The following is an 18035-nucleotide window of genomic DNA, read 5'->3' on the forward strand; positions in this document are numbered from 1 at the left end:
GTTAGCTTTTTGTCTCGCGCAACACCTGTAGGCAGCGGCGTAATCCATTATCCAATGGCGCTTCGACTCTCAACGTCTCGCCAGTATTCGGGTGCTCAAAACGCAGCGCCTGCGCATGCAGGAATAGACGTTTTAAACCCGAACCTGCCAGTTGCCGATCGAACTCGCGATCGCCATAACGGTCGTCAAACGCTATCGGATGTCCGGCATACTGGGCGTGTACACGAATTTGATGTGTACGCCCGGTAACTGGGCTCGCCCTCACCAGAGTTGCGTGTTCAAAACGCTCTTCTATTTTAAAACGTGTTTCTGACGCTTTACCTTCGCTGTTTACCCGTACTATGCGTTCACCACTTTGCAGGATATTTTTCAACAGCGGCGCCTGAACGACCTTACAGTGAGACTGCCACTGGCCGCGAACCAGCGCCAGATAGTCTTTTTGCATACCTTTCAACCGCAGTTGTTCATGCAAAGAACGTAAGGCCGAACGTTTTTTTGCCACCAGTAAAACACCAGAAGTATCGCGATCGAGGCGGTGCACTAGCTCCAGAAAACGCGCTTCCGGGCGTAAAGCACGCAGCCCTTCAATTACGCCGAAGCTTAGGCCACTTCCGCCATGCACCGCAGTACCCGAGGGCTTATTCAGCACCAACAGGTAGTCATCTTCATAAATAATGCACTCGGCCAACGCCGCTACTTTACCAAGACTGGCAGAAACAGGCGTTTCGTCGCGTTCAGCCTGTCGAACAGGCGGAATACGGATGACATCACCGTCGAGCAATTTATACTCCGGCTTGACCCGTTTCTTATTTATCCTTACCTCACCTTTTCGCAAGATTCGGTAAACCATGCTTTTAGGCACACCCTTTAAGTGGGTATGCAAAAAATTATCGATACGCTGCCCCGCTTCATCTGCGGAGATCGTCACAAACTGTACTGAAGGATTATCTGTTTTCATGATGCGCGATTCTAAATAGAGCAACCCGATAGCGCCACTTCTTTTTCTGTGCTTAACTGTGTGTCTGACTTATGAAGATATTGTTGCACTATCGGGTGAGTAACGGGTGAATTGCGCTGTAGCATCAAACCCTGTCCGTTTTGGTGATAACAACAGAACTATCTTTATACAGACAGGCAAAGTCATCTTGCTATAACGGTATCAGCAGTGGAATAATGCTTTTGCGTTTCCCACGCGGATTTCCGATAAACAAGGGGAAATTGCGAAGTTACTAAATTTGCCTGATAACGCACACACGCAGCAATGGCGTAAGACGTAATGCGAAATCAAGCAGTTAGCGGGCTGTGGATTGCAGCTTGGCCGGCAAATGGAATCAGATCTGGCGACATTATTCAGAAGCTGTTCCCTCAGTAAATGCGCTGTTTTCCATCAGGAAATACAGGCTACCGAAACATGCGTCTCTATGCAGGCGACAACCGGGAGGTTGACGTCCCTGCGATAAGCCACGAGGCCATCGGTTCACTCCGGTCATGCGGTTCTTTTTGTCCGCAGCTCTATCAATAATGCAAGTAAAAATAACGAGTAAGTTGAAGATGAAAAGAATGTTAATTAACGCAACTCAGCAGGAAGAGTTGCGTGTTGCCTTGGTTGATGGTCAACGGCTGTATGATTTGGATATTGAAAGTCCAGGTCATGAGCAGAAGAAAGCAAATATCTACAAAGGTAAAATCACTCGTATCGAACCCAGTCTTGAAGCGGCTTTTGTTGATTACGGCGCTGAAAGGCATGGTTTCCTTCCTCTTAAAGAAATCGCCCGCGAATACTTCCCAAGCAACTATGCTTCCCATGGTCGTCCTAACATTAAAGACGTGTTACGTGAAGGTCAGGAAGTTATTGTTCAGGTAGATAAAGAAGAGCGTGGCAACAAAGGCGCAGCGCTGACTACCTTTATCAGCCTGGCTGGTAGCTATCTGGTCTTAATGCCGAATAACCCTCGCGCAGGCGGCATTTCACGCCGGATCGAAGGTGACGATCGTACCGAGCTTAAAGAAGCGCTGGGATCGTTGCAATTGCCCGATGGCATGGGACTCATTGTTCGTACTGCTGGTGTGGGTAAATCCGCTGAAGCACTACAATGGGATTTGGCTTTCCGTCTGAAACACTGGGACGCAATCAAAAAAGCCGCTGAAGGTCGCTCGGCGCCATTCCTGATTCATCAAGAAAGTAACGTGATCGTCCGTGCTTTCCGTGACTATCTGCGCCAGGATATTGGCGAAATCCTGATCGACAACCCGAAAATTCTCGAGCTGGCGAAAGAACATATTTCTGCGCTGGGTCGCCCTGACTTCAGCAGCAAAATCAAATTGTACAGTGGTGAAATCCCGCTTTTCAGCCACTATCAGATCGAATCGCAGATTGAATCGGCTTTCCAACGTGAAGTCCGCCTGCCGTCCGGCGGTTCTATCGTTATCGATACTACCGAAGCGTTGACGGCCATTGATATCAACTCCGCCCGTGCAACACGCGGTGGCGACATTGAAGAAACCGCGTTTAATACTAACCTTGAAGCCGCAGACGAAATTGCGCGCCAATTACGCCTGCGTGACCTTGGCGGCCTGATCGTCATCGACTTCATTGATATGACCCCGGTTCGTCACCAGCGTGAAGTTGAAAACCGCCTGCGCGATTCAGTACGCCAAGATCGTGCACGTATTCAGATCGGTCGGATTTCCCGCTTCGGTCTGCTGGAAATGTCACGTCAGCGTCTAAGTCCTTCACTGGGCGAATCCAGCCATCACGTTTGCCCACGCTGTACCGGCACAGGCACGATTCGTGACAATGAATCACTTTCGCTGTCCATTCTTCGCCTGATTGAAGAAGAAGCGCTGAAAGAAAACACCAAAGAAGTTCATGCGATTGTTCCAGTCCAGATTGCATCTTATCTGCTGAACGAGAAGCGTGATGCCGTTAACGCCATTGAGACACGTCAGGGCGGTGTACGCGCTATCATCGTGCCACACGACGGTATGCAAACACCGCACTACTCTGTGGTTCGCGTACGCAAAGGCGAAGAAAAACCGACGCTCAGCTATTTGTTGCCTCAGCGTTTGGAAACGGAAACACAGCAACTGCAAGACGAACAAACGATCGAGCGTAAACAGCCTGAGCAGCCAGCTTTAGCAACGTTCAGCATGGCTGAAATGCCAGAAGAAACCACGCCACCGGTTGCCAAAGCGGCTCCTGATGTAGCAAAAGCCGCAGAAGAAGCTCAACCGGGTCTCATTAGCCGTTTCTTCAGTGCCTTAAAAGGCGTTTTTGCTTCTGAACCAGCTGCAAAAGCAGTAGATAGCGTTGACGAGAAGAAAGTAGAAGAAGAGAAAGCCGGTGAAGGCCAGCGTTCTGAACGTCGGAACCCACGCCGTCAGGGTAATAACCGCCGTGACCGTGGCTCTCGTGAACAGCGTGATGATCAGCGCCGTAATAAGCGACAAACCGAAGAAGTGGTCGCGGAAACACGCGTTGCAGAAAATGTGGAGAAAGCCGATTCGGAAGAACAACCGCGCCGTGAACCACGCGCTGAACGTCAGCGTCGTCGTCAGGACGAGCGCCGTCAAGCTCCGGTAGAGGAGAAAATTCAGCCAGTGGCCGATGATTCCGATGACAACACAGCCGAGCAGGATAAGCCTACTCAGGTTATGCAACGTCGCCAACGTCGTCAGTTGACTCAGAAAGTACGTGTCCAGTCTGAAACTCAGCAGGATACTTTGTCTGATAACACGGCACCGATTGCTGAAGCCCCTGAGCTAGCTCAATCTTACGTCAAGCCAAACGATGTTGCGGTAGACAATAACGAGAGCGATAACGAGCAAAACGATGCAAATCGTGCCAATGGCGAAAATGGCGGTATGCCACGTCGCTCACGTCGTTCTCCTCGCCATCTGCGCGTCAGCGGCCAGCGCCGTCGTCGCTATCGTGATGAGCGTTACCCATCCCAGTCGCCGATGCAGTTGGAATTTGCCGCCGCGTCACCGGAAATGGCATCAGGGAAAGTGTGGATCAGCTACCCTGTCGCACAGTCACAGCAGGCTGAAAACCAACAGTTGGAAGAGAACGTGGCAGCTATCGAAACACCACTGTTACCAGCCGTTGTCGACGTCGCAGTGACGGCACAAGCCGATACCGCTGAATCCAACGCGATTGAAAACGTTGCGATTACTGAAGCAGTCGTTCACGAAGATGCCGTTGTAACAGCAACAGTACAATCTGCGGACGTCATTCAGGACAGCAATGTAGAGCATGTCGAAGTGAGTGCTGCAGACGAAGAGACTGTCGTTGAGCCAATCACAGAGAACACGGCGATCGATGATGTCATCGCTGCGATTGCTGTTAGTGCAGTTGAAGAAGCCAAAGCCGTTGAGGTTGATGATACTGATACGACACAGGCGACCGAAGATGTACAGGCCGTTGAAGCTGTCGTTGCTGAAGAAAAACAGGCAGATGACATCGCTGATGCGACCGAGAAAGCTGATGTAGCAGAACCGGTTTCTAGCCCAGTGGTTTCCGTAGTACAGGAAGTCAGCCAGCCACAAAGCATTCAGGATGAGCCAGTAGCTGCAATCAGCGCGCAGTCGGTTGTGGAAGAACCGGCATCGGGCGTAACAAAAGCAGCTACCGTTGTTGAACAGCCGCATTATAAGCTCCATGCAACGGCACCAATGACTAAAGCGCCAGCCCCAGCATATAACGCGGAGCCTGCTCGACACAGTGATTGGGTACGCCCAGACTATCCGTTCTCAGGAAAAGGCTCGGCAGGCGGTCATTCCGCAGTTAACCAATCAACTGCGCCAGCAACCAAGCCAGCGCCAGTTAACGAGTAACTCTGACTTTTATAGACAAACACCCGCCAATTGGCGGGTGTTTTTTTATCTACAATCTTTTGCTAATTGCTTAACCTAAAAAACTCAATAGCTTGATATCTACACTGTCCGTTTTACCATCCAGTTCGGCCAGGAAACTTTTAAAGTGCGCACTCTGCTCATGTAATGCCAGAGCCTCACGATCCTTCCAACGTTCGAAGAACACAAACGAACCGGGTTTACCCACGACTTCATGCAGATCATACTGCACATTGCCCGCTTCCTGCAGGCTGGGCGATACCACGCGTTTTAGCGTTGCGGTAACATCGGCAATGAACTCTGCCTTTGCCTGAATAGTGGCGACAATACGAATTTCCATATACATCCCTTATTTATCAATGAAAAGATAGTGCTATCAGATGCCAATCTGCGCCTAATTTCAAGCATTCATCAACAAACGGATGCATTCAAATGGCTTTACGCTTATCCTTATCCCCCGCCGTATCAGTCCCAAAACCAACCGAAAGACGATGTTTTTCTACTGACCGCCGGAGCGCAATTCCATGACCGCACAGCACACTATTCTTAAAATCCGTCGCCCTGACGATTGGCACATTCACCTGCGTGACGATCGGATGCTGGAAACCGTTCTCCCCTATACCAGCCGTTTCTTCGGCCGTGCGATTGTTATGCCAAATCTGACGCCACCGATTACCAGCGTAGCCAGCGCTATCGCGTATCGTCAGCGTATTTTAGCCGCAGTCCCGCAAGGCGATAATTTTCATCCACTGATGACGTGCTATCTGACTGATACGCTAGATGCCAATGAAATCGTGAGTGGTTTTGAGCAAGGCGTCTTTACCGCTGCCAAACTCTATCCAGCCAACGCCACAACGAACTCCAGCCATGGCGTAACTAGCGTCGCCACTATCTCCGGGATTCTGGAGAAAATGCAGAAAATTGGCATGCCGTTACTCATTCACGGTGAAGTCACCGATCCCGCTATTGATATATTCGATCGGGAAGCTCGCTTTATCGAAACCATTCTGGAACCGTTACGCCAGGATTTCCCTGAACTGAAGGTCGTCCTCGAACACATTACGACGAAAGAAGCAGCGGAATACGTTATTGCAGGCAATGATTATCTTGCAGCAACCATCACCCCCCAGCACTTGATGTTCAACCGCAATCATATGCTGGTTGGCGGCATCCGCACTCACTTATATTGTCTACCGATCTTAAAACGCAACACGCATCAACAAGCGTTGCGTGAAGCCGTCGCCAGCGGCTGCGACCGACTTTTCCTCGGTACAGATTCAGCGCCACATGCCAAACACAGAAAAGAATCCAGCTGCGGCTGTGCTGGTGTGTTCAATGCTCAGGCTGCATTAAGTACCTACGCCACCGTTTTTGAAGAAATGAATGCGCTTGATAAACTCGAAGCATTCTGTTCCCTGAATGGCCCGCGGTTTTATGGCCTGCCAGTGAACGACAGCTGGATTGAACTTCACCGTGAAGCAGTCACGTTCCCAGAAGAAATCGCTCTCGGCGACGAGTCGCTAATCCCCTTCCTTGCCGGACAAAGCCTCAACTGGTCAGTTCGTTAATCGGTAAGCCCATCCGCATTATGCCGATGGGCTAAATTTTATTGCACATCTTGTTCTTCCTCCCTAATAACTGTATAAATAAACAGTTAAAAAATTGGAGGTCAGCATGCGCGTAGAAATTACTCTTACAAAGACAGCGCCTTTACCCGCCGGTGCCATCGAAGCGCTCAGGCATGAGCTGGAAAAGCGTATTCACAAAATTTATCCCGATACACCCATTCAGGTTCGTTATGCATCCGCAAATAGCCTGACGGTGATGGGAGCTGGTAAAGATGACAAAGATCGTATCTCTGAAATTTTGCAGGAAACGTGGGAAAGTGCCGATGACTGGTTTACAGCAGAGTAATCTAAAGCTTGAAAGATAACGAAGATATAGGCTGTAATGGCAGTTTAAAGCGGCATTTCGCCATGTGCTATGATCGAGGGTATCTGTAATGACGGTAGAAAAACCAGACGAGGCAATGACATTCGGGGAACTACTGGAGCTGATTGGCGAGCAACAACGCAAGATCGATGCTCTGGAACTCGCCTTTTCGTCCCTGGCATTCTGCCTCGATGAAAAAGCAAACAAACTGATGATTCACAATCTGACATTGGAATCTCAAAATGAGAATCGGGATCCCGCGATGAAGAAATACCTTGCCCGACTTGCTGCCGCATTAGAAAAAAACTCAGGGCCAGCTACGGAATAATGTTCTACTGCTTCTGTAACAACACCTTCGGGATGAAAGCCTACTCATCCCGATATTTTATCTGATACATCGTTTATCTCTTCGACATACCTGCCTGTGTAATTTTTTTACGAAAAATTGAAAATATTTCCCATAAATTAAATAAGCCACAGTATACTGTTAATGCTCGTTTAAAATAATGAGCCACCTGAAGCCTCGTTAGTCACTCATGTTAGTAACTAGTCAATAAGGGGTATTTATGGATAGAAAAAATGAAGTTATTCAGACACATCCTCTTGTAGGTTGGGACATCAGCACCGTTGACAGTTATGACGCCATGATGATCCGTTTACACTACTTATCCACCTCGGATCAAGTACCAGATGAAGCACATGTAGACCGTACGCTTTGGCTAACGACCGACGTAGCAAGGCAGCTGATACACATACTTGAAGCCGGCATTGCGAAAATTGAATCAACAGACTGTGACGTCAGTGATTATCGAAAACATTAGCAATTTATAACGTTATTAATATTATATTCAATACTCAATAATTTGTTTTAATGTCATTTGCTTTAGTAACAACACCGCCCTATCGGCGGTGTTGCTATTTTAGGCCTATTCTCATTTCTTTTTATACCCGCGAATCAATTACACCGAGTCACCAGCCTTTATACCAATAATCACTCACTAGATAATTACTCAACTAATAGAGCACTCCCCATCCCTTTAATTTATTCCGCTATCGTATTTATTCATCTTTCTTTCGCCTGAAAACAGGTATCAGAAATATCTATTTCTATTAAAGAGTTTCCATAACCAAATTGAATAAATTATGAATTTAAATTCAAAAAATCTGCTCATGTTTATGATAATGTTGCAATTTGAAAGTTTATATTGCTTTTATGTTTCTTCCTGTTAAATTTTTTTCCGGATTGACCCCGTTACCGATCTGATTAAGGAATTATCACTATGCTTTGGCGTAATACCTCTTCCCGTTATGGCCATATCAGCATTCTTTTGCACTGGATTGCAGCGTTGACCGTTTATGGCATGTTCGCTTTAGGACTGTGGATGGTCACATTAGGGTACTACAGTACCTGGTATCACCGTGCTCCAGAGATTCACAGAGCCATTGGCGTGCTGCTCTTTTCCATCATTATTTTCCGCGTGGTATGGCGTTTCATCTCTCCGCCTCCACCGCCATTGAAAAGTTACTCCACATTGACCCGCGTCAGCGCGACGCTGGCGCATATTGCACTTTATGTCATTCTTTTCGCCATTCTCATAAGTGGATATCTCATTTCCACTGCGGAAGGACATCCAATCTCAGTTTTTGGCTGGTTTTCTATTCCGGCCATTGTCAGCGGCTTGACGGATCAGGCCGATATAGCAGGCGACGTGCATCTTTATCTTGCATGGGCGGTGGTTGCCTTATCAGCACTGCACGGTTTAGCCGCATTAAAACACCACTTTATCGATGGTGATAACACGTTGAAACGAATGTTGGGTCGCAACATTTCTTAACTTTCTGGATTTATGGAGAAAAACCAATGCTGAAGAAAACACTACTGAGCCTAACCGCAGTATCCATGCTTGCCTCTGCCGGTTCTGCACTGGCGGCAGAGTACAAGTTCGATAAAGAAGGCCAGCACGCGTTTATTGAATTCCGCATTAAACACCTCGGTTACAGCTGGCTTTATGGCAGCTTTAACGATTTCGACGGCACTTTTGCCTTTGATGAGAAAAACCCATCAGCGGATAAAGTGAATGTCACTATCAACACCAACAGCGTTGACACCAATCACGCTGAACGTGACAAGCACCTTCGCAGTGCAGAATTCTTAAACGTATCCAAGCATCCGCAGGCAACGTTTACCTCAACGGAAGTGAAGAAAGACGGTGATGACTACGATATTACCGGTAATCTAACCTTAAATGGCGTGACCAAGCCTGTTAAGTTGGATGCCAAGCTCATCGGTCAGGGGGATGATCCATGGGGTAACTATCGCGCAGGATTTCAGGCCGAAGGAACTATCAAGCTGAAAGATTTCAACATTACGACCGATTTGGGTCCCGCTTCACAGGATGTAGAACTGATTATTGCCGTTGAAGGCGTTCGCCAGAAATAAGGTTCCGTCATGTAGCTAACAGCAAAAAGCCCCTTCCAAAGGAAAGGGCTTTTATATTAGCGAGCAACAGTGAGTTATTCTGCGTTGTCTTTCGCTGCAGGTGCCGGAATATGTAACGTTGACTGCAATAATCCTTTAGATTTATTGAAAATCTTCATTCCATTTTCACGCCCGCTGCGTATTGCTCTTTGTTCTTCTAACGGCAATTTCATTTCATCCTGACACTGTGTGCTACAGCAACCTTCGTATTTTGCGGCACAGCTCGGACATTGGATAAACAGAAGATGGCAACCTTCATTACGACAGTTAGTGTGACTATCACACGAAGCACCACACTGATGACAATGCGCGATAACGTCATCAGAGATGCGTTCTCCCATGCGTTCATCAAATACGAAATTCTTGCCGATAAACTTCAGCGGTAACCCTTGTGCTTTAGCCTGGCGCGCATATTCAATAATACCACCCTCGACGTGATACACATTTTTAAAGCCATGATGCAGCATGTAGGCACTAGCCTTCTCGCAGCGAATGCCACCGGTACAGTACATAACAATATTTTTATCACGGATATCATCGAGCATATCCACAGCCATCGGCAACTGCTCACGAAAAGTATCCGACGGCACTTCCAATGCATTCTGAAAATGTCCGACTTCATATTCGTAGTGATTGCGCATATCGACGAAAACAGTATCAGGATCGTCGGCCATCGCATTAACCCGATCGGCTTTCAGATACTGCCCGACATTCGCCGGATTAAACGTAGGATCATCAATTCCATCGGCGACAATCCGTTCACGTACTTTCATACGCAATACCCAAAACGACTTTCCATCATCTTCCAGAGCGATATTTAAGCGAATCTGATCGAGCGCTGGATGCGCACTGAACAATCCCGTCTTAAAGGCATCAAACTGATTATTGGGTACGCTGATTTGGGCGTTAATCCCTTCAGCTGCAATATAAATACGCCCGAAGACCTTATATTGCTCAAGCTGAATATATAGGCGATCGCGAAATGCTTTTGGATCGTCTATCGTAAAATATTTATAGAAGGAAACTGTGGTACGCGGCTCGGTTTCCGCAAGCATACGAGCCTTCAGTTCCTCATTGGAAACTCGGTTATGTAACACTGGCATGGTGTACGTTCCTGTCTTCACTGAGGTTAGCATGTGACGTTCATTGCCGGCCATAGCCTGACACATTGAATCGCCCGGCATCATACCTGATAGCGCAGAAGCTGTCAGGGCATGAAATGAATAGCGAAACGATAAAGAGTGATCTACCGTAAACGGATGACCTCTGGGATTCACTTTCGCTTTCATGAAGTATCATCATCGAAGGATCTGTCATTATGAGTCAGCTTTTCTCCCCCGTATCTCTTGGTAAACTCGAACTGCCCAACCGAATCATCATTGCCCCAATGTGCCAATATTCGGCTGAGGATGGTAAGGCGACAGCCTGGCATACCATGCATTTAGGTAACCTGTCACATTCAGGAGCAGGACTACTCATTATCGAGGCCACAGCAGTTTCACCAGAAGGCAGGATTTCCCCGCACGATCTCGGCCTGTGGGATGACACCACCGAACAAGCCCTTGCCAGCGTGATTCAGTCTGTCAAAACCTATTCTGCCATGCCCCTTGGCATACAACTGGGACATGCTGGTCGCAAAGCCTCGACGGGCGTTCCGTGGAGCGAACGGGCATTTCTGCACCCGGAACAGGGAGGATGGCAGACTATCGCACCATCGGCGATTCCTTACAACGCCAGCGACGCTGCGCCACTGGCAATGTCAGAGCAGCACATCCGTGCGCTAGTTGATTCGTTCGTCGACTCTGCTAAGCGTGCGGACAGTCTGGGCTTTGACCTGATAGAAATTCATGCTGCTCACGGCTATTTACTGCACCAGTTCCTTTCTCCGCTGACAAATCAGCGCACAGATAGCTACGGCGGATCGCTTCAAAATCGGATGCATCTGGTCGTTGAAATTTATCGCGCGGTACGTGAAGTTTTCCCTGCACATAAAGCCGTCGGCGTACGTATTTCTGCAACAGATGGTGTTGAGGGAGGTTGGGATCTGGAGCAATCGGTGCAGCTCAGTAAAGCGTTGCACGAATTAGGCTGCGATTTCATCCATGTTTCCAGCGGCGGGCTATCACCGTTACAACAGATTCATCCCGCACCTAATTATCAGGTGCCCTATGCTCAGCGGATTAAGCAAGAAGTTGGCATCACCACCATCGCAGTGGGGCTAATAACCGAACCAGAACAGGCAGAAGCGATCGTCGCAACCGGTGAGGCAGATGCTATCGGGTTGGCCCGTGCCATACTTTTCGACCCACGCTGGCCATGGCATGCCGCCGCCCGATTGGGCGCTCAGGTATCTGCGCCCGCTCAGTACTGGCGCAGCGAGCCACGTTACGCCAGAGGTATTTTCAAGCAATAGCGGTAAAATATAATGTGCCAGGCGATCCTATCAGGGTCGCCTTTTCCCCACGCGACTACATAGCATGCCACCAAAGATCAAAACTCATTTTTTGGGAATGGTACGATTAAGGCCGTTTTTTGCATAAAAATCAGTCAATAAGATGGCAATAATTTGTTTTATTGTCAAAGCACGCAATAATCTATCTTGCAGTTAACCATTAACTCGATTCTTTTTAACGGTTCGCGTGCTGACCAGCACCAAAATGTTGATACTGAGGCCATGACACAGATCCCTTCCTTCAATCGTTCATTGCTGCATCCGCGCTACTGGCTCACCTGGTTGGGCATCGGCATCCTTTACCTTATCGTTTTGCTACCCTATCCCGTACTTTATCGTATCGGCACCGCCCTCGGTCATCTGGCTATGCGCCTGTTGCCACAGCGCGTCAAGATCGCTGCACGCAACCTTGAAATGTGTTTTCCACAGATGCCGCAGGCCGAGCGCAATGCACTACTCAGGAAGAACTTTGAATCTGTCGGTATGGGTGTGGTTGAAACAGGTATGGCGTGGTTTTGGCCGAATTGGCGTCTTGAACGCTGGTTTACGGTAACAGGCCTTGAGCACATACTCCCTGAGAACGAACGAGAGCAAGGAGTCTTGCTTATCGGACTGCATTTTTTAACGTTGGAACTCGGGGCGCGAGTTTTTGGTATGCACAACCCAGGGATCGGCGTGTATCGCCCGAATGATAACAAGCTGATTGACTGGTTACAGACGTGGGGCAGACTGCGATCCAACAAATCCATGCTGGACCGGAAAGATCTTAAAGGAATGATACGCGCCCTCAAGCAAGGTGACATCATCTGGTATGCGCCAGATCATGATTATGGCCCGCGCAGCAGCGTATTCGCCCCTCTGTTTGCCGTAGATACGGCGGCAACAACCCGCGGTAGCTATATGCTGATAAAAACGGCGCGCCCGGCAATCATCCCGTTTGTGCCGCGCCGCTTGCCCGAAGGAAAAGGTTATGAACTGCTGATTCAGCCTGCTGAACAAGGTGCGCCTGTAGATAATGAAGCCGTGACCGCTGCTTGGATGAACAAGGTTGTTGAAAACAATATTCTGCTCGCACCGGATCAATACATGTGGCTACATCGCCGTTTCAAAACTCGCCCAGAAGGCGAGCCGTCCTTTTATTAACTTACACGTTCCGATTGCTCATTTCAGGAACTGCGCACTTTGTTACAGACGAAAAAAAGCAACGGCGACTGCCGTTGCTTTATCTCTCAGACTAACAATCTTTCACACTACACGCAGTTAGCTTTTGATATGCGGTGCAGGAAGTTTTTGGTAAAACTCAACCCATGCCGCATACGCTTCCGGTTTTTGCCACACATGGTAGTGCATGCGCGATATTGTAACGGGATCGCTAAGCAGTGCCAGGCGCTGATTATTGCTCACCTCTTCCGGCTTACGATTCAAGGCCTCTCGCACATTCTGCTCACGTACGTCCTCAATCGCTCGGCTAAAGCGGTGACGCGCCGTCGCCATTGCACTGGCAAGAGCGTTAACTGACGGATCAAAAACGGCCTGCATAAACCCGTCATCGAGTCTACGCTGGTGGTTCAATCGACAATATTCATCCGTAGCAACCAGTTCACGCGGTGGATTGAATTCTTCCGGTATCAGCAGCAGCTTCGCACGTTTACAACCCAGCCCTAATGCTGCACGACTCGAATAAACCGACACCACCGGCGACAAAATCAGTGAGAAGACAATCGGCGACAGCCACCACAAGAAGCGCAGATCCAACCACGCCATACCAATCGCCCAGACCAGTCCCAGAATCAGTTGGGAACCATGGCGCACAAATGCCTCACTCCACGGCGTTGCGTCGTCGTCACGCTGTGGAGAATTCCACTGCACCGACCAACCGAGGAACGCGCTGACAACAAACACCGTGTGGAACAACATACGAACCGGTGCCAGCAGAACCGAGAACAGCATTTCCAGCAACAGAGAAAGGAATACGCGGAAAGCGCCACCGTACTCTTTTGCACCTTTCGCCCACACCAGAATCACGCTCAACAGTTTTGGCAAGAACAACAGAACCAATGTCGTGGAGAAGAGGGCGATAGCCAGTTCAGGTCGCCACTGTGGCCAGACGGGGAACAGCTGTCGGGGCTGCAAGAAGTACTGCGGTTCCATCAGCGTATGCACAACCTGCAACGCGGTAGAAAGCACCAGGAACATAAACCACAACGGTGCAGACAGATAGGACATCACGCCAGTCAGGAAAACTGCGCGGTGAACCGGATGCATGCCTTTAACCAAGAACAACCGGAAATTCATCAGGTTACCATGGCACCAGCGGCGGTCACGTTTCAGTTCATCCAACAGGTTAGGCGGCAGCTCTTCATAGCTTCCCGGGAGGTCGTATGCAATCCAAACGCCCCACCCCGCACGACGCATCAGCGCAGCTTCAACGAAGTCGTGAGAAAGAATCGCACCAGCGAACGAACCTTCACCCGGCAGAGGTGCTAGTGCACAATGCTCAATGAACGGTTTAACGCGGATAATCGCGTTATGTCCCCAGTAATGCGACTCACCCAACTGCCAAAAATGCAGACCTGCGGTGAACAATGGGCCATAAACACGCGTCGCAAACTGCTGACAGCGCGCATACAGTGTATCCATGCCAGAAGCTTTCGGCGAAGACTGAATGATGCCAGCGTTCGGATTCGCTTCCATCAGTCTGACCAGAGATGTCAGACATTCGCCACTCATGACGCTATCGGCATCCAGAATCACCATGTAACTATACTGGTTACCCCAGCGGCGGCAGAAGTCATCGATATTGCCGCTCTTACGTTTGACGCGGCGACGGCGACGGCGATAGAAAATACGCCCTGCTCCCCCAACATCGCGGCACAGCTCCATCCAGGCTTTTTGCTCTGCTACACAGATATCGGGATCGTTACTGTCGCTCAGAACGTAAATATCAAAATGCTCAAGATTACCCGTCGCTTCAACCGATTCATACGTCGCACGTAGCCCCGCAAACACACGTTCTACGTCTTCGTTACAAATCGGCATGATTAACGCCGTGCGATGCTCAGGATTCAGGGCCTCGTCACCTACCGTCGTGGAAGAGATACTGTATTTATCTCGACCAATAAGCAGTTGTAGAAACCCCATCAGCGCGGTCCAGAACCCAGCCGATACCCAGCAGAACAGTACCGCAAACAAAACGAGTATGCCGCTTTGCAGCACATAAGGCAGCAACTGCATCAACGAACGCGTCCAAGGCTGCCCCGCCATTTCAAACGGATCGATCAGCGCCCAGCCCTGATAAGGCAGGATGGTTTTCATGTACCACGTCGCGATCGCCGTCTGGAACAGCGTCAACGCCAGCAGAATATAGCGGCGAATTGTTCCCACCAGGCGCCAACGGTTCTCGGAAATTTTCTCTTCCGGGCTGTAATGAGGACGAGGCGGTACGGTACGCCCCAGCAGGCTTTCCCACCAGCGAATCAATGGGTTCGTCCGCCAAACATCTGGGAACATAGAGGCGCGGGTAATGACAGGCATCGCTTTTAATGCCGCCCGCCCTTCTCTGTCTGTACCGAGTTGCTTACCGTTGTCCAGACCATCAGCCCAAGCCATTTCAAGACGCGCCTGCACAGAATGTAGCGCAACATCGTCTTCAGCCTGAACATTAACTTGGTTACCTTCAGGCTGGCTACCTTCAGACAGGGCCTGATGCAAAACGGCCTGATCGTTCCAGGCCGCTTGCGGTAATTTTTCGCGAAGAACCTCTGCCTGCTCGGCAGGCAGAGGTAGTTTCTCAATGTAATCGAGAGAAGAAGTTGACTTATTCATTAGCAGGTAGCTGATTGCTCCAGGTTTCAGTCAATGTCGTCTCGCCATTAACCAACGCAGCTCTCATTTCAGTCGGCTGTTTCGCATCTTTCACACGCACACGCAGCGTCAGACGCCAACCATGAGTTACTGGGTTATAGCGAACATTATTTTCTACAATCTCGCCGTTATCGCCGATGCTGACCTGAGAGGCTACCGGAGCGTTCTCATCCAACTCTTTCAAATTCGGTCCAATGAAATCAACAATATAAGCGATCGTGCCGTCAGGCTGGCGGATCAGGTTAGATTGTTTAACATCACCGGCAGAACGACGAGTCTGTTGGACATAAGCAATATTCGGGGAATGTAATTGATCTTCATCGCGCGTAAAGTGCAGACGATATTTAACATCCAGTGGTTTGCCCGTTTCTGGCAACACATCAGGCGTCCAGAAAGCAACGATATTGTCGTTAGTTTCATCTGCGGTAGGGATTTCAACCAGCTCAACCTTCCCTTTACCCCACTCGCCTTTCGGCTCAATCCAACCGCTTGGACGCAGATCGTAACGGTCATCAAGATCTTCATAGGCGGTAAAATCACGTCCGCGTTGCAGCAGACCAAATCCTTTCGGATTTTCTACCGCATAGGTGCTCACAGACAGATGCTTCGGATTATTCAGCGGACGCCAAATCCATTCACCATTACCGGCATGAATTGACAAGCCGTTCGAGTCGTTGAGCGCCGGACGATAGTTCAGCGTCGGCGACGGCTGGTTCGGCCCAAACAGATACATACTGGTCAGCGGAGCAATGCCCAGCTTGCCCACTTTGTCACGCAGGAAGACTTTAGCCTGAACGTCTACTACGCTGTCACGCCCCGGATAAACGGTAAAGCGGTAAGCCCCTGCGGCACGTGGAGAATCCAGCAGCGCATAAATAACCAAGTGTTTATCATTTGGTTTGGGACGTTCAATCCAGAACTCACGGAAGCGAGGGAATTCTTCGCCGGAAGGCAATGCGGTATCGATGGCAAGACCACGGGCAGACAAGCCATAAATCTGGCCTTTACCTACCACACGGAAATAGCTGGCACCCAGCATACTGACAATTTCATCGTTCTTATCGGCTTTATTGATCGGATAGAGAACTTTAAAACCGGCAAAGCCGAGATTTTTAACCGACTCAGGATCATGGTTAACGGGGCCAAAATCAAAGAACTCAGGAGCGTATTTAATCTCATCAACCGTTGTCGCGGTGACTTCATTAATTTTCACCGGAGTATCGAAATACATCCCCTGATGGTAAAACTGGAGTTTGAATGGCGTCTGTACATTATTCCAGTATGACTTATCGTTATTGAAACGAATTTGCTGATAGTCCGCAAATTTCATATCACGAAATTGCGCAGGAAGATTACTTTTCGGCGCTTCAAAACCCTTTTGTGCCAGCTTTTCAGCCTGCTGTGCAACGTCATCAATAGAGAATGCCCAAGCAGGCACTGCGCTTACAGACAGCATAATGGCGGCAGACAGCCAGCGAAGGCTAGCAACCCGCTGTTTAAACCCAAATTTATTATCCAGCACAGCTCCCCCTGTTGGTGTGCTTCAATCAACTAAAATCCATATTAATGGATAAGTTAGCCTTCCTACAACTTGATAAAGATATTGTTCATCATAATAGGTCAGCGTTTAAACAACGAGAACGCTAAAGCATGATAAACCGGGTTGTAAAAATGGAAAACAGCCACGGACTATAGCGAATATCGACCTGCGCGGGCGTAGGATTATTCCGTTTACGCCTGCACCATGTATTATTGCCCCACCGATAAAAGTCCTGACGGACAGTGACATCGGCTCACATACTGCTTGAAGCATGGCAGGTATAAACATTTGTGTAACAATACAGGGACAAGTAAAGTACACTTCCCGTCTGAACCCAGTATTGTTGAATTAAGACTGCTATGCCTTTGTCCGCATTACGACGGCGAAGTTTCCCAGCCTGGGTCGGCATCTTCGCTATTTTGACCATCTTCATTGCCCCAGTGATTTCACAAACACTGGTACTCCACGAGCACGGGCTTTATGAAGTTGGTACAACCACAAACAGTACGACCACCACACATAGTACTACCGCGCATGATACAACTGCGCCCGCTAGTCACAGCGGCAGTATAGCTGAACCGCATCATAATCATACTGGCAACGCGATGCCCGAGCATCACTCGGCGCAATTACACCATTCTCCCTCATCGCCGTCCATGATGATGGATCATGCTGCATGCGGCTACTGTGTACTTTTTTCGTATACGCCAGCACTGTTCACAACAGACTCCCCTAATCCCATACTGACGTCATCTTTATCAGAAGCGTTGGTTATTCACTTTATTTCTCGCATTGTCCTTCCTGAACGCTACGCCTCTCCCATCGTACGCGCGCCACCTTTCTGAACTATGCAGCATCATGCCTGCGGGCATTTATAACGCATCGCGCTATACCTTTTTCGGTATGGTGTTCGA

The 18035-nt window shown here is 49.1% G+C and carries 16 protein-coding genes; 10 read left to right on the forward strand and 6 right to left on the reverse strand.

The window, feature by feature from the left end; translation table 11 throughout:
* Position 1: 1 nt before the first annotated feature.
* Together rluC and DCX48_04820 are read right to left on the reverse strand one after the other, a co-directional pair.
* On the reverse strand, positions 2–958 hold the full coding sequence (gene rluC / locus DCX48_04815; GenBank protein ID QXE13889.1) for a 23S rRNA pseudouridine(955/2504/2580) synthase RluC: 957 nt from the start codon (positions 956–958) through the stop codon (positions 2–4).
* Positions 959–1159: 201 nt separating this feature from the next.
* Complete coding sequence (locus DCX48_04820; GenBank protein ID QXE17152.1) at positions 1160–1369, reverse strand: DUF2655 domain-containing protein; 210 nt, start codon at positions 1367–1369, stop codon at positions 1160–1162.
* Positions 1370–1551: 182 nt separating this feature from the next.
* Between DCX48_04820 and DCX48_04825 the strand changes: the two genes are divergently transcribed.
* Positions 1552–4836: a ribonuclease E gene (locus DCX48_04825; GenBank protein ID QXE13890.1), complete on the forward strand. Its 3285-nt coding sequence runs from the start codon at positions 1552–1554 to the stop codon at positions 4834–4836.
* Between the two features lie 70 nt (positions 4837–4906).
* On the opposite strand, the gene DCX48_04830 is transcribed toward DCX48_04825, so the two are convergent.
* Complete coding sequence (locus DCX48_04830) at positions 4907–5194, reverse strand: antibiotic biosynthesis monooxygenase (protein QXE13891.1); 288 nt, start codon at positions 5192–5194, stop codon at positions 4907–4909.
* 184 nt (positions 5195–5378) lie between these two features.
* On the opposite strand from DCX48_04830, the gene DCX48_04835 reads away from it, so the two are divergent.
* From DCX48_04835 to DCX48_04860, 6 genes are all read left to right on the forward strand, one after another.
* Complete coding sequence (locus tag DCX48_04835) at positions 5379–6422, forward strand: dihydroorotase (GenBank protein QXE13892.1); 1044 nt, start codon at positions 5379–5381, stop codon at positions 6420–6422.
* A gap of 106 nt (positions 6423–6528) precedes the next feature.
* Positions 6529–6768 carry a DNA damage-inducible protein I gene (dinI, locus tag DCX48_04840; GenBank protein ID QXE13893.1) on the forward strand — a complete coding sequence of 80 codons (240 nt, stop codon included), beginning with the start codon at positions 6529–6531 and terminating at the stop codon, positions 6766–6768.
* Positions 6769–6856: 88 nt separating this feature from the next.
* A complete protein-coding gene (locus DCX48_04845; protein QXE13894.1) occupies positions 6857–7114 on the forward strand; it encodes a hypothetical protein in 258 nt (85 codons plus the stop codon).
* A gap of 238 nt (positions 7115–7352) precedes the next feature.
* A complete protein-coding gene (gene bssS / locus DCX48_04850; GenBank protein ID QXE13895.1) occupies positions 7353–7607 on the forward strand; it encodes a biofilm formation regulator BssS in 255 nt (84 codons plus the stop codon).
* A gap of 459 nt (positions 7608–8066) precedes the next feature.
* Positions 8067–8621, forward strand: a complete 555-nt coding sequence (locus DCX48_04855; GenBank protein ID QXE13896.1) for a cytochrome b — start codon at positions 8067–8069, stop codon at positions 8619–8621.
* A gap of 29 nt (positions 8622–8650) precedes the next feature.
* Positions 8651–9226, forward strand: a complete 576-nt coding sequence (locus tag DCX48_04860) for a YceI family protein (GenBank protein ID QXE17153.1) — start codon at positions 8651–8653, stop codon at positions 9224–9226.
* A gap of 74 nt (positions 9227–9300) precedes the next feature.
* Here the strand turns inward: DCX48_04860 and DCX48_04865 are convergent, their stop codons facing one another.
* On the reverse strand, positions 9301–10368 hold the full coding sequence (locus DCX48_04865; protein ID QXE13897.1) for a rhodanese-related sulfurtransferase: 1068 nt from the start codon (positions 10366–10368) through the stop codon (positions 9301–9303).
* A 215-nt stretch (positions 10369–10583) separates the two neighbouring features.
* Between DCX48_04865 and DCX48_04870 the strand changes: the two genes are divergently transcribed.
* Both DCX48_04870 and lpxL read left to right on the forward strand, forming a co-directional pair.
* Complete coding sequence (locus DCX48_04870) at positions 10584–11678, forward strand: NADH:flavin oxidoreductase/NADH oxidase (protein ID QXE13898.1); 1095 nt, start codon at positions 10584–10586, stop codon at positions 11676–11678.
* Between the two features lie 261 nt (positions 11679–11939).
* The gene (gene lpxL, locus DCX48_04875; protein QXE13899.1) at positions 11940–12860 is read left to right on the forward strand and encodes an LpxL/LpxP family Kdo(2)-lipid IV(A) lauroyl/palmitoleoyl acyltransferase; all 921 of its coding nucleotides are present in this window, start codon (positions 11940–11942) and stop codon (positions 12858–12860) included.
* A 117-nt stretch (positions 12861–12977) separates the two neighbouring features.
* Here lpxL and mdoH read toward each other — a convergent pair whose 3' ends face one another.
* Together mdoH and DCX48_04885 are read right to left on the reverse strand one after the other, a co-directional pair.
* A complete protein-coding gene (mdoH, locus tag DCX48_04880) occupies positions 12978–15542 on the reverse strand; it encodes a glucans biosynthesis glucosyltransferase MdoH (protein QXE13900.1) in 2565 nt (854 codons plus the stop codon).
* Complete coding sequence (locus DCX48_04885; GenBank protein QXE17154.1) at positions 15535–17037, reverse strand: glucan biosynthesis protein G; 1503 nt, start codon at positions 17035–17037, stop codon at positions 15535–15537. The genes mdoH and DCX48_04885 overlap by 8 nt, the downstream gene beginning before the upstream one ends.
* A gap of 443 nt (positions 17038–17480) precedes the next feature.
* Between DCX48_04885 and DCX48_04890 the strand changes: the two genes are divergently transcribed.
* Positions 17481–17966, forward strand: coding sequence for a DUF2946 domain-containing protein (locus DCX48_04890; GenBank protein QXE13901.1), 486 nt, complete (start codon positions 17481–17483; stop codon positions 17964–17966).
* Positions 17967–18035: the final 69 nt, after the last annotated feature.

The sequence above is a fragment of the Pectobacterium atrosepticum genome (assembly GCA_019056595.1).
Classification (GTDB): domain Bacteria; phylum Pseudomonadota; class Gammaproteobacteria; order Enterobacterales; family Enterobacteriaceae; genus Pectobacterium; species Pectobacterium atrosepticum.